This is a genomic window from Kribbella sp. NPDC003505 (genome assembly GCF_040610875.1).
Lineage (GTDB): Bacteria > Actinomycetota > Actinomycetes > Propionibacteriales > Kribbellaceae > Kribbella.
On the sequence record NZ_JBEXNA010000003.1, the window covers coordinates 933157 to 945713 of the forward strand.

A 12557-nucleotide genomic window follows, 5' to 3' on the forward strand; every position below is an offset into this window, starting at 1 on the left:
GGCAAGAATGCCGCCGTCCGATAGATTGTCGCCATGCACCGGATCGCAGTCCTCGTCGTGGACGGGATCCACAGTTTCGACCTGTCGATGCCGCTCCAGGTGTTCAGTACGGCGCACTCGCTGGAAAGGGAGCCGGGAGAGCTGTTCGGGCCGCGGCTCTACGACCTACGAGTGTGCGGCGAGGGCCGCGAGGTGGTGGTGGCCGGCGTCGGCGGCGTCGAGATGTTCGGGTGCACGCCGCCGTACACGCTCGCGGATGCGCTCGACTCGGACACCATCGTGGTCATCGGCGCCACGTCGGGACGTGCGTCGTCGGCCCAGATGCTCGACCTGCTACGTGAGGCGCATCGGCGCGGCGTCAGGATCGCCTCCATCAGCGCAGGGGGCGCACGGGTGATGGCCGAATCCGGCTTGCTCGACGGCCGCCGGATCGCGACGCACTGGTCACGTGCGCGCGACCTCGCCGAGCGGTACCCGCAGGTCCAGGTCGACACCGATGTGCTGTTCATCGACCACGGCGACGTCCTCACCTCAGCCGGGGCGGCGAGCGGGATCGACATGTGCCTGCACATGATCCGTCAGGACTTCGGCTCCGCGGTCGCCGCCGACGTCGCCCGGCACATGGTCGTCCCGCTGCAGCGCGACGGCGGCCAGGCGCCGTACGTCGCTCACCCCGAGCCCGGCGACGACCACGGTTCCCTGGAGCCGGCGATGCGGTGGCTACGGCAACGACTGGGCGAACCGGTCACGCTGGCGGACATCGCGGCGTACGTCGGGACCAGCCCGCGCACCGTCAACCGCAGATTCCGGGAGCAGACCGGAACGACGCCGCTGCAGTGGTTGTTGCGGCAGCGCGTGCATCACGCGCAGGAACTGCTGGAGACCACCGACCTGTCCGTCGAGGAGATCTCCCGGCACTGCGGATTCGGCACCTCGGTCGCGATGCGCCAGCACTTCGCGAAGCACATCAGGACCTCACCGATGGCGTACCGACGCAGCTTCCGGGCCCGCTAAACGCGGCTGTCCGGGTACCGCTGCAGCAGTTGACGCGACGACGCGAACCCCAACCGCTCGTACACCGGCACGGCCTTGCTCCCCGAGTGAACTGTCACGTGCAGAGACCCGAGCCGTACGGCGTGGTCGGCGGCGGCTTGCACCAGCGCCGACCCGATCCCGCGGCCGCGCTGCTCAGGCAGCACGAAGACGCTCTGGATGTCCGCCGACATCCGGCTCAACATCCCCGGACGCGGTACGCGAGGGACCAGCGCGACCCATGCCATACCGACGATCCCGGCCGCGTCCTCCCGGGCGACGTACGCGACATGCGAGCCGTCGCGCGCGTCCCACCACTGCCCGAGCTCCGCCGCGAACGCATCGACTGCCTGCTGCTCCGGCTCCTGGTCACAGCCGTTCAGCCACAACAGCCGCGCGAGCCCCGGTACGTCGTCCGCTTTCGCCTCACTGATCCGCACGACGCCGAGTTTTTCACGAGCTAGCGATCGCGCCCATCGGTTTCCAGCAGGCGCAGCCAGATCTCGCTGATCGTCGGGTACGCCGGCACCGCGTGCCAGAGCCGGTCCAGCGGCACCTCGCCGACGATCGCGATGGTCGCGGCGTGCAGAAGCTCGGCGACGTCGGGCCCGACCGCGGTGAAGCCGAGCAGGATGTTGCGGTCGTCATCGACGACCATCCGCGCCTGTCCGCGATAGTCGTCGGCGTGCAGTGCGGCCCCGGAGACCGCGCCGAGGTCGTAGTCGACGACCCGGGTCTTCCGGCCGGCAGCCGCCGCGGCCTCGGCGGAGAATCCGACGGCGGCGACCTCGGGATCGGTGAAGATCACCTGGGTCGCGGCGTCCACGTCGGCGGTGACCGCGTGACGTCCCCACTTGCCAAGGCCGAGCTGATCGCCGCGGGCACGTGCCGCGATCGCGTCGCCGAGCGCACGAGCCTGATACTTGCCGTGATGGGTCAGCAGGACCCGCTTGTTGACGTCGCCCGCGGCGTACAGCCAGCCGTCGCCGACAGGCTCGCCGGTGTCATCCAGGACAGCGAGCGCGTCGTCGACCTGCAACCAGTCGCCGGGCGTGAGCCCGACGCTGTCCAGGCCGACATCCTTCGTGTTGGGCGTCCGCCCGGTGGCGACGAGAACCTGGTCGGCCTCGACGGACGTGCCGTCGGAGAGCGTGAGGTGCACCGCTCCCGCGGTGTCCCGGCGTACCTCGGTGGCGTCGACCTCCAGGTGCAACGTCGCTCCGGCCGAGCGCAGAGCGGCGGCCACCTGCTCGCCGGCGAACCGCTCGACACCCGGCAGGAGCCGGCTCTGCGACACGAGCGTCACGTGGGCGCCGAGCGCGGTGAACGCGGTCGCCATCTCGGAGGCCACGACGCCCCCGCCGATGATCGCCAACCGCTCCGGGACCGACCGTACGGCGGCCGCGTCGCGGCTCGTCCACGGCTCGACATCCGCCAATCCCTGAATCGGCGGCAGGTACGCGCTGCTTCCGGTGGCGATCACAACCGCCTGATTTGCGTGCAGCGTTCTCGTCGTACCGTCTGAGTGGGTAACGGCGACGGTACGAGGCCCGGTGACCCGTCCGTGGCCGCGGACCAGCGTGATGCCTGCCTGGTTCAGCCACTCGACCTGGCCGGCGTCGCTCCAGTTGGACGTGAACCGGTCGCGCCTGGCCAGCACGAGTGCCGGGTCCAGGTCGCCTTTGACCGTCTGGCCCGCGGCCGGGAGTGCGCGCGCGGCTCGCAGTGCGGCGGCGTCGCGGAGCAGGGCCTTGGTCGGCATGCAGGCCCAGTACGAGCATTCGCCGCGGACGAGTTCGTGCTCCACGATCGCGGCGGTGAGGCCGCCCTGGACGACGCGGTCGGCCACGTTCTCGCCGACGGGTCCGGCGCCGATGACGACCACGTCCACGGTGCTGTCCGTCATGTCAGTTCGCCTTCGAGGTGAGGCGGTGCAGGCGGACCGCGGAGATCAGGAAGAACACGCCGCCCAGGATCGCATAGCCCGCGACGGAGGTGAGGGAGGCTTTCGGCCCGCCGGACGCGGACGCGATGCCCAGCCCGACGGCGGTGCACCAGGACCGCCCAGACGACGGCGACACACGGTATTGTCAAGACCGATCGTTCTGTCTGCTAATCTCGGCGGTACTGCAAGAGATCGAAGGGGAGCGGATGTCAGAAGCGCGGGCGCGGCTGCTCGGCACGGCCGGCGAGCTGTTCTATGCCGACGGCATCCACGCCGTAGGGATCGACCGGGTGGTCGCCGAGGCGAAGGTGACGCGGGCGACGTTGTACCGGCATTTCCCGAGCAAGGACGACCTGATCGTCGCGTACCTGACCCAGGCCGACACGGCGATCCGTGAACGGGTCGAGACCGCACGGGCCGGGAGCGCCGGCCCCGAGGACGTCATCCGGGCCGTCAGCCGGTTCATCGCCGACGACATCCAGCGCGACGGGTTCCGCGGGTGCGCGTTCCTGAACGCCGCTGCGGAGTACCCCGACCCCGAGTTCGCAGTCCACCAGGCTGTCCTGAGTCACCGGCAGTGGTTCCTGGACACGATGACCGAGCTGTTCACCGACCTCGGAAAGATCGACGCGGAACCCGCCGCCCGGCACTTCGTCATGCTCCGCGACGGCGCCATGGCCGCCGGCTGCCTGACCGACCCCGAACCAGTCTGCGACACCTTCCTCCGCGGCGTGGAAGGTCTCCTGACCTACCGCAGCCGCGAGCACCCGTCGCCGGCATGACCCAAGAGGACGGGACCTCCGCGCGCGCTCGAGCAGCCGACACGAATGCCGAGCTTCGACCGGTGCGGATTGCTGACGGGATCGTGACTCGTCCCGCGTCCCCGCAGACAGCGACGGTGCACGCGTTCCTCGAGCACCTGCGCGCCCAGGGACTGCAGGACGCGGTTCCCGAGCCGTTGTCGAACGACGGTACGACGGAAACGCTGCGCCTGCTCGAAGGCGACGCGGGCGGTGACGCGTGGAAACACCAGCACAAGGACGAGGGACTCGAATCGGCCGCGCGACTGCTGCGCCGGATTCACGACGCGTCCCGTACCTGGGTGCCGCCGGCTGAGGCAGTGTTCGGACACCCAGTGCTCGCCGCACCGCCAGAGCCCGGCCATGTCTTCTGTCACGGCGACCCCGGCCCCTGGAACTTCGTGTGGAGGGACGGACAGGCCAGGGGAGTGTTCGACTGGGACTACCTGCATCCTGGCGATCCCCTCGACGACATCGCGTACGCCCTGTTCTGGTTCGCTCCGACGCGAGCCGATGAGCACTGCCTGGAATGGCACCACTTCCCGGCCGTCCCGGATCGTCGCGAACGCATCCGGCGCTTCCTGGCGGCGTACGGCCCGACGCCGCCGTTCGACGTGGTCGACGCCATCGTCAGGCGTGGTCAGGCAACGATCGACCTCGTACTGTCCCTGGCCGCGCAAGGTATCGAGCCCCAGCGCAGCTGGGTTGCCGACGGCATGATCGACGAAGAAGCGGCCGAGCTGCGGTGGGTGGCGGACAACAGGTCCTTGCTGACGGCTGCCTCGACAGCGCCCGGCGGTTGATGTTGGATCGGGTGTTCGACCAGCTGTGTACGAAGGAGCGCTTGGTGCCGAAGACCGATTTCGACGAGTTCGCCGCGGCGTACTCCGCGGACAACGAGCTCAATCTGCTCAACGGCCACTACGAGCGGCCGGCCATGCTGAACCTTGCCGGAGATGTCGCCGGCCGTCGGATCCTCGACGTCGGCTGCGGTTCAGGACCGCTGTCCGCGGCGCTTCGCGATCGGGGCGCGATCATGTCCGGCTTCGACCTGAGCGCGGAGATGCTCGAACTGGCCCGCGAGAGGCTGGGGGAGGGCGCTGACCTGACGGTCGGCGATCTGGCGAAGCCGCTCCCGTACGCCGATGCGCAATTCGACGACGTCACGGCGTCTCTCGTGCTGCACTACCTGGAGGACTGGACCGGGCCGCTGGCCGAGCTCCGCCGGGTGCTGAAGCCTGGCGGGCGCCTCATCCTGTCGGTGAACCACCCGATCGTGTACACGGCGTTGAACCCCGACGCCAACTACTTCGACATCGCCGAGTTCTCCTACGACGCCGAGCACGCCGGCCGCACGGTCACCTACAGAAACTGGCACCGCCCACTCCAGGCGATGAACGACGCCTTCACCGCGGCCGGCTTCCGCATCTGCGTCATCAGCGAACCGCCGATCTCCCCGGACACCCCGCCCGAACTCCGCCCGCCGCAGCAGAACCACCCCGCACGCTTCATCTGCTTCATCTTCTTCGTCCTCGAAGCCTGCTGACGTCGCGTGACGCCGGACGAGGCACGGAGCCTGCTGGCGGCGCCGGCTCGCGGACGCGCCCTCCGCCGTCGGGGTCGGCGCCCAGCTGTCCGTCGTACTCTCGCGCGTTCAAGGAAACGCCACAGCATCCGCCGCGGTCCACCGTTGCCTCGACGTCGCCAGGGCAGTCACTGCACCGGAGCTCTGGGAGTAACCGAGCGGCGCGTTTGACACGATGCTCACTCACGCCAGGTCCGGGCGTCCACCAGGCTGGTTCGTCGCGCGTGTCTCCGGTACACAGGTTTGGTGAGTACTGCGTCGTCGACCTTTCTGATCGTGGACCTGACCGGCACGTTCGCCTTCGCCCTCAACGGCGCCCTGACAGCGCTCCGGGTCGTCCGCGTGGACATCGTCGGTGTGGTCACGCTCGGCATGTGCACCGCGCTGGGCGGTGGCATCATCCGCGACATCCTGCTCGACGCGCTGCCGCCTGCCACCTTCAGCGACTGGCGATACCTGACGGTGGCAGCTGGTGGCGGCCTCGTGGCGTTCGTCTTCGGCCGCCACCTCGACCGGGTCGCCAAACCGATCCTGGTCCTCGACGCTGCCGGTCTGAGCCTGTTCGCGGTCAGCGGCGCGCTCAAAGGACTCGAGTTCGGCGTCGGCTTCAGCCAGGCGGTCATCCTCGGCACGATCACCGCGGTGGGAGGCGGGACGCTGCGCGACATCCTCATCCGTGAGATCCCATCGGTTCTGACCAGCGGCCTCTACGCGATCCCGGCACTTCTGGGCGCGCTCGTCGTCGTCGCCGCGGACCGATTGGGGGCAGCGGGCCTCCCCGCAGCGGTCGTCGCCGCGGGCGTGTGCTTCGTCATCCGCATGCTCGGCGTCCGCTACGACCTCAACGCACCAGTGCCGCCGGGCACCAAGCGCGGAGCATGATGGACACATGGACAGTGAAGCCGCGACCGCAGTCCTGAACACGCTCGACTCGGTCCGGCCCTGGCAAGAGAACTTCTACCGCGACCTGCACGCTCATCCCGAGCTGTCGCACCAGGAGCGACGGACAGCGGCCAACGTGGCCGCGCGCTTGCGGGAGACGGGCTGCGAGGTGCACGAGAGCGTCGGCGGCACTGGGGTCGTCGGCATCCTGCGCCACGGCGAAGGGCCCACCGTGATGCTCCGCGCCGACATGGACGCCCTTCCGGTCCGCGAGCAAACCGGCTTGCCCTACGCCAGTACACAGACCACGGAAGACGGCACTGCGGTGATGCACGCATGCGGGCACGACGTGCACGTCACCTGTCTGCTCGGCGCTGTGACCCTGATGGCGCAGGGGCCCGAGACCTGGTCGGGCACGCTCGTCGCGGTCTTCCAGCCGGCCGAGGAAACCGCCGACGGAGCCAGAGGCATGCTCGAGGACCGGTTGGCGGCACTCGTCGGCACGGCCGACGTGGCGATGGCCCAGCATGTGCTGCCGTTCACCGCCGGCGCCGTCATGACCCGCTCCGGGCCGACGCTGTCCGCCGCTGACAGTATGAAAATCACCGTGCACGGCCGCGGCGCCCACGGCTCCATGCCCCAGGCCGCCGTCGACCCGGTCGTCCTCGCGGCCATGATCGTCGTCCGGCTGCAGACCGTCGTCGCCCGCGAGGTCGCGCCAGGTGACACAGCGGTCCTGACCGTGGGCAGCATCCAGGCCGGTACGAAGAGCAACGTCATCCCCGACCATGCGGTCCTCCAACTCAACGTCCGCACGTACGACGAGAACACCCGGACGACCGTGCTCGGCGCGATCGAGCGGATCGTCCGCGCCGAGTGCAAGGCATCCGGTTCGCCGCAGGACCCCGAATTCGAGCTCTTCGACCGCTACCCCCTGACCGACAACGACGCCGGCGTCACAGAGTGCGTGACCGCCGCGTTCGCGGACTTCTTCGGTGACCGCGTCGGCCATCTTCCGCAGCAGAGCGCGAGCGAGGACTTCAGCGATATCCCGGCCGCACTCGGCACGCCGTACACCTATTGGGGAATCGGCGGCATCGACCCCGACACCTACCGGGCCGCCGAACAGGCCGGCCGGGTCGCACAGGACATCCCGGTCAACCACTCCGCGAACTTCGCGCCGGTCCTCCAGCCCACCCTCGACACCGGCACCCAAGCCCTCGTCGTCGCCGCCATGGCATGGCTGAACCATGACCCGGCCCTCTCACTGCCCGAGCCTCGCTGACAACTTGTGCACCAGCGCCTCGGGCGCAGGCCGTCCAAGTGCGGAATACCCGCTTGTTCCAGCCGCTCGCGGCGAGCACGGGAGCTCTTCCAGCATCGGCATTCGTCTCGATTCACGTGCGAGAGTGCCGTAGTCAGGGGTGGCTGGGACCTCTGGCCTCGCGCTCAGGATCGGACGGCGTAGCCAGTCCGCCGCTTGGTCGTCGACGCGCAGGGCGTGGTTGGAGACCTGTGCTGCCGTAGGGTTCAAGCCGTGTATGAAACCGACGTGCTCGTACTGCGGCCGGGTGCGGGTCCGCGACGCCAGGTCCTCACGTTCACTGTTGTGATCGCTGTGGTCCTCGTCATCGCCGGCGTCCTGGCCGGAGGCCTGCCCGCCTTGATCACCGGCATCAGCCTCGCGCTGCTGCTGGCCATCACCCTGGCCATCTACCTGTCACGGTCCCGCATCGTCGTCACGCCGGCCGAGATTTCGGCACGCGGCCTCACCTTCCACCGCCGTCGCGACCGCACCCTCGCCGCATCGGTGCTGCGGGCAACGGTGGTCCAGCCCGGCGCTGTCTCCGACACCATCGTCGTACTCGACGCCGGACAGCAAGCTCTGCTCACCATCAACGGAGCCCTCTACGCGCCCTCCGATCTCGACCGCCTGGTCAACCACCTCGGCCTACCCACCGGCGGATCGGACAAGCCGATCACCATGGTGCAACTGGCCCGCCGGCAACCCGGCGCGGTGAGCTGGGCCGGCCGTCACCCGATAGCCTTCCCGCTGCTCTGCGCCCTGGGCTTCGCCGTCATCGCAGTAGTCCTCGGCACCATCGTCGCGGCTCTGACAAACTGACCCGCGTGGAGCGTGTCTTCCCGGAGGGCGCCGCCGACGAGCGGGCGGTGCTGACCGGATTCCTCGACTGGCAACGAGCAACCGTGCATCGAAAGGTGGACGGCCTGCCGACCGAACTCGCCAACCGCGCCCTCCTGGACACGTCTCCACGCATGACGGTGGCCGGCGTCATCTCGCATCTCCGGCAGACCGAGCACGATTGGTTCGCCGGAAGCTTTCCGTCACTTGCCGACAAGCCATTCGAGCGCGACCAGCACGGAGGCTGGTCCACCGGCGGCCGCGCCATCGCCGACCTGTTGAGCGGCTACGCCACCGAGTGCGCGCAGTCGAGACGCATCGTCGCCCAACTGATTCTCGACACGATGCAGCACTTCACACCACCACAATTCACCCCGGTATCGGTGCGCTGGATCCTCACCCACATGATCGAAGAAACAGCCCGCCACCTAGGCCACCTGGACATCCTGCGCGAGCAACTAGACGGCACCCGAGGCTACTGACTTCATCGGCCGCTCAACAGCCGCCCAGCGGTCCCGTGGTTCCGTCGTACGCCGCGAACCTCGACGGTCACCTCGGCCAGCGTCTCGGTCGCCCGGGCCCGGGTCGGTTCACATGACGTCCGACGGCGCTGCCCGGCAATAGCCGGAAGACGTCGGCAGCCGCAGCCGAAGCCGATCAGCAGAACAGGTCGACGGCGGCAACACCCAGGACACTGCCCGGGCTGTCCCGGCAACAGCCGCGAAATCCGACAACCGCAGCCCCAGCGGCCGAAGCCGATTACCAGAAGGAGTCGACTGGCGCGCCATCCAGGACCCTGCCAGGCAACGGCCGGGAAAGGTCACCGCAGCCGATCAGCAGAACAGGTCGGCGGAGGCGACGCCCAGGACCCTGCCCGGGCTGTCTCGGGCACAGCCTCGACGGTCCGGCAGCCGCGGCCCAAGCCGATCACCAGAGCGAGCCGACTGGCGCGCCATCCAGGACCCTGCCAGGCAACAGCCGGGAAGGCTCGGCAGCCGTGGCCCCAGCAGGTGAAGCCGATCAGCAGGGCGTGTCGACGGAGGCCACCCCCAGGAAGCTTTCCGGATTGTCCAGCTTCGGCTGGTGCGCGACAGTCCACCGGCCCTCGCCAGTGGTTCGACAACTGGCAAGCCCAATCGGGCGGCCAGGTGGTCAGCTGCTTGTGAAGCAGGGGCCGGTGGGATGCCGGGGGAGAGCTGAGCGCGGGTCATCGAGGATCGCCCTGGCTGAAGTCTTCGGCTTGTGCGACAGTCCGCCAGCGTCGCCAATGTATCGGCATCCGGCCGGGCGCCGGTTGGTCAGTTGGTTGTGAGCCAGGGGCCGGTGGGATGCCGGGGGAGAGCTGAGCGCGGGTCGTCGAGGATCGCTCGGGTTTGCGCTGCGTACTCGCGGCTTGCGCGCCAACCTCCCTCCGGTGGCTGCAGGCCGTCGGCGAGCCGGGACGTCATCGCCTCGAGGGCGCCACGCAGGGATTCGATCACCGCGCACCATGCCGGGCACGCCAGCTCCGTTCAACGTGCGTCACCCGCTCCGCGTAGGCGTCCCGCTCCCGCAGCCCTGCCGGGGTAAGTGCGACTCAGTAGGCTCCGTCGTACGACAATCTCAGGTCAGCAGACGGGCCCAGTCGTCCAGTTCCCGCAGGATCCGTGGCAGATGTTCGCCGGCGTCGAGGAGCGAGCGGGTGCAGAAGTCGACTTGCGCGGCGCTCTCGTCACGGTGCCCCAGCGCCACCCACAGGCACCAGGCTGTGAAGCTGAGGTGCCCGACGAGCAGCCCGGCGAAGGCTGTCGCGTCGGCGGGCCCGGCGGGGCCGCCCTGATCCCGGTAGGACCCGATCAGCGATCGGACGATCCGCGGGTCTCCGCCCGCGATGCTCCGCTCGTCGCGAGCGGCGAGGCGGACGGCGTTCGACGCCGCGTCCCACCACGGGACGTCGGCGGTAGCCGACTCCCAGTCGATCAGCACCAGTCCGGTCGGAGTGGCGACGATGTTGGCGCGGGCGGCGTCACCATGGGTCATCGTCAGCGGCGGCCGGTGCCGCAGCGCGTCGGCGATCAGGTCGGCCGAGTCCTCGACCACCGTGAGGACGGCGCGGGCCGCCCGGCCCAGCTCCAGGCCAGTCGCGCCCTGGGCTTCCCGGACCCAGCTCCGCCACTCGTCCAGCGGATGGACCGGCGACGCATCGGCGTCTTGGTCGACCGCCACGTCCAGTTGGGCGATCCGGGCCAGCACGCCACCGAGCCAGGAGGCCAATTCCTCGTCGTGGACGTGGTCGTCTCGCAGATCGCGGCCCTCTACCCAGGTGGTCACCCGAACAAGCTCGCCGCCGGCGTCTGACGGCGCGTACCAGAAGCCCACGCTCGGCTCGGGCGGCTGGACGGGGCGCGGCATCGGGATACCGGCTGCCGCAGCGGCGCTCTCCAAACGGTGCACGGTCCAGGCCTTCGTGCGCTGCCACTCGGCGAGGTCGGGGCGGTCGGGTGAGCCGAGGCGGTCGTACTTGACCACCCAGCGTCCATTCGTCGTCGACACGATCCGGGTGACGGCGGGGCGATCCCCGTTGGCCAACGGGCGGTCGTCCAGTACGAGTCCGAGCCCGAACGCGTCCGCGACCTGCTCGGCGTTGATCGGCATCCGGGGAGTCTGACATGGGCCGTTCGGTGGTGCGACGAAATTTCGTCGCACCACCGAGAGGAGCGCCCCTCGCTCAAGCAACTCCCGTGGACAACCGGCAGGGACGGGAGTTGGTTCGCTGGGAGTTCCGCCTAGCGGAGTGTCTCGATCGCCGGAGATCAGCAGGGGAGTGTCATGGTCGTTCAGGTACTGCTGGTTCGCGTCGTCATGGGTTAGGGTCGCGGATGCGAAAGTTCCTGGCTCTGGTTTTCGCGGCGGGGCTGGTGAGTGGTTGCTCCACCGCTTCCCGCGGCTCGGCACCCACCCCATTGCCTCCCACTGAGAGCGCGCTCGCTCCGAGTCCGACGACTCCGGCCGTGTCGTCAGGGACGAAGGTGCCGGTGCAGCGCGTCGCTCTCGGGTCGTTGCGGCTGCAGGCGCGCTGGTGGGAGTGGGCGTCGGTCGCGGAGAACGTCAATCCGGTGCTGGACGAGACAGGGGTGCACTGTGGGAACAACCAGCCGGAGGATGTCTGGCTGGTCGCCGGCACGTTCGGCGGCCAGGTTTCTCGCGCGTGCAAGTGGCCTGCTGAACGTCCGTTGGCCGGTCCGGTGGTCAACCTGATCGACGACGAAGCGGGATGCCAGGCGTTCCTGGCCGACGCGACGGGCAGCGTGACGTTCGACGGACGGCCGGTCCCGATCCAGCGGCTCGGAGCCGAAAACATCCGGTTCACCGCTCAGGCAGGCAATCCCAGTGGGTTCGAAGCCGGTCCGCTCAAGGGCAGCGCTTGTGGGCTGTGGTTCGCGGTGCCCCCGGCGGCACCAGGCCGGCATGTGCTGGTGATCCGCGGGTCGAGCGGCGACTTTGCGACGACAGCGACGTACAACCTGACCGTGCTCGGGACGACGGCGAACTGACATCTGTTCGTCCACGAGCCGCCAGGCTAGACATGTTGCGCGCTCGGGCTCTGGCTGGCTCAACTGTGTTGTAGATCCAACGCCCTTTGCTTTGCCTGGCTAGGGGATCCAGCCAGTCGCGTAGTTCCCCGCTTGGACGTCGTCGCGCAACTTCAGGGCAGTCGCGCAGCGCCGGCGGGTTCTTCCATGTGACGTCGAGCAGGCCGTCTGATGCCACGCGCCGCAGAGCGCGAAAAGTGTCGTGTCCGCTGATGCCGGCGGCCTGGGCGATCTCCCCAGCCGGGCCCCTCGACGTCACGCTAACCGCCAACTGGCCGGACACCCCGAACGCAGGAGTCCAACCGAGCTCGGGCCGTTCACACCACCCGGCCCTATGTGCTTCACTGTCGCACGATCACGCCTCGACGAGGAGGTCCGAGAATGTTGCGCAAGGGCATAGGTCGCGCTGCTGCCATCGCGGCGGCGAGTGTTCTATTCGGGTTCGGGCAAATCGTCGTTCCTGGGGCAGCACAGCTTCCCGTTGCACACGCTGATGCGGGCTAGGGCCTTACCCCCGGTTCTTGGACACGGTGGTGGTTTATGCCGCTGCCGAGAGGGTAGCGGTGTAGCTGGTCTCGTAGGTGTTCGGGGATTGGTA

13 protein-coding genes are annotated in these 12557 nt (G+C 69.0%); 9 read left to right on the top strand and 4 right to left on the bottom strand.

Features of this window, described 5'->3' with window-relative positions:
* Window positions 1–33 precede the first annotated feature (33 nt).
* Complete coding sequence (locus tag ABZX12_RS13435; protein WP_355692808.1) at window positions 34–1014, top strand: helix-turn-helix domain-containing protein; 981 nt, start codon at window positions 34–36, stop codon at window positions 1012–1014.
* On the opposite strand, the gene ABZX12_RS13440 is transcribed toward ABZX12_RS13435, so the two are convergent.
* From ABZX12_RS13440 to ABZX12_RS13450, 3 genes are read right to left on the bottom strand one after another with little or no spacing between them, the layout of a single operon-like run.
* The gene (locus ABZX12_RS13440) at window positions 1011–1472 is read right to left on the bottom strand and encodes a GNAT family N-acetyltransferase (RefSeq protein WP_355692810.1); all 462 of its coding nucleotides are present in this window, start codon (window positions 1470–1472) and stop codon (window positions 1011–1013) included. The two genes, ABZX12_RS13435 and ABZX12_RS13440, sit on opposite strands and share 4 nt — an antisense overlap.
* A gap of 20 nt (window positions 1473–1492) precedes the next feature.
* Window positions 1493–2938, bottom strand: coding sequence for an NAD(P)/FAD-dependent oxidoreductase (locus ABZX12_RS13445; protein ID WP_355692812.1), 1446 nt, complete (start codon window positions 2936–2938; stop codon window positions 1493–1495).
* A 1-nt stretch (window position 2939) separates the two neighbouring features.
* On the bottom strand, window positions 2940–3113 hold the full coding sequence (locus ABZX12_RS13450; protein WP_355692814.1) for a hypothetical protein: 174 nt from the start codon (window positions 3111–3113) through the stop codon (window positions 2940–2942).
* A gap of 70 nt (window positions 3114–3183) precedes the next feature.
* Here ABZX12_RS13450 and ABZX12_RS13455 point away from each other — a divergent pair, with 70 nt between their 5' ends.
* The 7 genes from ABZX12_RS13455 (at window position 3184) to ABZX12_RS13485 (ending at window position 8869) form a co-directional block, all read left to right on the top strand.
* Window positions 3184–3759, top strand: a complete 576-nt coding sequence (locus ABZX12_RS13455; RefSeq protein WP_355692815.1) for a TetR/AcrR family transcriptional regulator — start codon at window positions 3184–3186, stop codon at window positions 3757–3759.
* A 62-nt stretch (window positions 3760–3821) separates the two neighbouring features.
* Window positions 3822–4580 carry a phosphotransferase gene (locus ABZX12_RS13460; protein WP_355692817.1) on the top strand — a complete coding sequence of 253 codons (759 nt, stop codon included), beginning with the start codon at window positions 3822–3824 and terminating at the stop codon, window positions 4578–4580.
* A 44-nt stretch (window positions 4581–4624) separates the two neighbouring features.
* Complete coding sequence (locus tag ABZX12_RS13465; protein WP_355692819.1) at window positions 4625–5323, top strand: methyltransferase domain-containing protein; 699 nt, start codon at window positions 4625–4627, stop codon at window positions 5321–5323.
* A gap of 285 nt (window positions 5324–5608) precedes the next feature.
* Window positions 5609–6244, top strand: coding sequence for a TRIC cation channel family protein (locus ABZX12_RS13470; protein ID WP_355692820.1), 636 nt, complete (start codon window positions 5609–5611; stop codon window positions 6242–6244).
* A gap of 7 nt (window positions 6245–6251) precedes the next feature.
* The gene (locus ABZX12_RS13475; protein WP_355692822.1) at window positions 6252–7529 is read left to right on the top strand and encodes an amidohydrolase; all 1278 of its coding nucleotides are present in this window, start codon (window positions 6252–6254) and stop codon (window positions 7527–7529) included.
* Window positions 7530–7724: 195 nt separating this feature from the next.
* Complete coding sequence (locus tag ABZX12_RS13480) at window positions 7725–8369, top strand: hypothetical protein (RefSeq protein ID WP_355692824.1); 645 nt, start codon at window positions 7725–7727, stop codon at window positions 8367–8369.
* Window positions 8370–8374: 5 nt separating this feature from the next.
* The gene (locus ABZX12_RS13485; RefSeq protein WP_355692826.1) at window positions 8375–8869 is read left to right on the top strand and encodes a DinB family protein; all 495 of its coding nucleotides are present in this window, start codon (window positions 8375–8377) and stop codon (window positions 8867–8869) included.
* A gap of 1120 nt (window positions 8870–9989) precedes the next feature.
* Here the strand turns inward: ABZX12_RS13485 and ABZX12_RS13490 are convergent.
* Window positions 9990–11021 (bottom strand): aminoglycoside phosphotransferase family protein, encoded by a 1032-nt coding sequence (locus ABZX12_RS13490; RefSeq protein ID WP_355692828.1) that lies wholly within the window; start codon window positions 11019–11021, stop codon window positions 9990–9992.
* 380 nt (window positions 11022–11401) lie between these two features.
* On the opposite strand from ABZX12_RS13490, the gene ABZX12_RS13495 reads away from it, so the two are divergent.
* Window positions 11402–11920 carry a hypothetical protein gene (locus ABZX12_RS13495; RefSeq protein ID WP_355692830.1) on the top strand — a complete coding sequence of 173 codons (519 nt, stop codon included), beginning with the start codon at window positions 11402–11404 and terminating at the stop codon, window positions 11918–11920.
* Window positions 11921–12557: the final 637 nt, after the last annotated feature.

What these genes read in the sequence shown, in the direction of transcription:
- ABZX12_RS13490 (WP_355692828.1), bottom strand. Translation starts at nt 11,021, where the DNA reads ATGCCGATCAACGCCGAGCAGGTCGCGGACGCGTTCGGGCTCGGACTC.
- ABZX12_RS13445 (WP_355692812.1), bottom strand. Translation starts at nt 2,938, where the DNA reads ATGACGGACAGCACCGTGGACGTGGTCGTCATCGGCGCCGGACCCGTC.
- ABZX12_RS13475 (WP_355692822.1), top strand. Translation starts at nt 6,252, where the DNA reads ATGGACAGTGAAGCCGCGACCGCAGTCCTGAACACGCTCGACTCGGTC.
- ABZX12_RS13455 (WP_355692815.1), top strand. Translation starts at nt 3,184, where the DNA reads ATGTCAGAAGCGCGGGCGCGGCTGCTCGGCACGGCCGGCGAGCTGTTC.
- ABZX12_RS13435 (WP_355692808.1), top strand. Translation starts at nt 34, where the DNA reads ATGCACCGGATCGCAGTCCTCGTCGTGGACGGGATCCACAGTTTCGAC.